Consider the following 757-nt stretch of genomic DNA (forward strand, 5'->3'; position numbering starts at 1 on the left):
AAGACTTTCTCCTTCTTCTTTCATCTTATCAATGTACTTTTTAAACTCTTCATCTCTCTCTGGTATTGGTACTCTTACCTCAGATTTTTCTGCGTTTTCAAATCTTTCTTCAAATGGTAAATCTTTTATTTCTTCTGGATTTATCTTTTTTTCTCCAATAGATAAAACATAACTACCTATTTTTATTCCAATATCTTCAAGAAGTATCTTACATAAAGCACCAACAGCAACCCTTGTAGTTGTCTCTCTTGCAGATGCTCTCTCTAAAACATTTCTAAGGTCATAAAATCCGTATTTTATACCTCCAACTAAATCTGCATGACCAGGACGGGGCTCTAGTATCTGTTTTTTTTCTGTAGGTTCTCCTTCTATTGCCATAATTTCTGTCCAGTTTTCCCAGTCTTTATTTCTTATCATAAGAGTTATTGGAGTTCCAAGAGTTGTTCCAAACCTTACTCCGGATAAAATTTCTACAGTATCTTTTTCTATTTTCATTCTTCCGCCACGACCGTAACCTTTTTGCCTTCTTGCCAATTCAAAATTTATCCTATCTGAACTTAACTTCACATTTGATGGATAACCTTCTACAATAGCTGTTAAGGCAGGTCCATGAGACTCTCCAGCATTTAAAAACCTTAGCATAAAGCCTCCAATTTAAGAAAATTTAAACATTTATTATAACACTTCAAAAAACCCCCTTGTGGTATAATTTATTAATAAGGTTAAGTATTTTATCATCTGGAGATTATATTTTGAC

At 33.0% G+C, this 757-nt stretch carries 1 protein-coding gene; it reads right to left on the reverse strand.

Annotated elements, in window-relative coordinates:
- Positions 1–642: chorismate synthase (gene aroC / locus NE054_RS08455; RefSeq protein ID WP_297890556.1), on the reverse strand; the 642-nt coding region annotated here is incomplete at its 3' end.
- Positions 643–757 lie beyond the last annotated feature (115 nt).

This window comes from Sulfurihydrogenibium sp. (assembly GCF_027448985.1).
Lineage (GTDB): Bacteria > Aquificota > Aquificia > Aquificales > Hydrogenothermaceae > Sulfurihydrogenibium.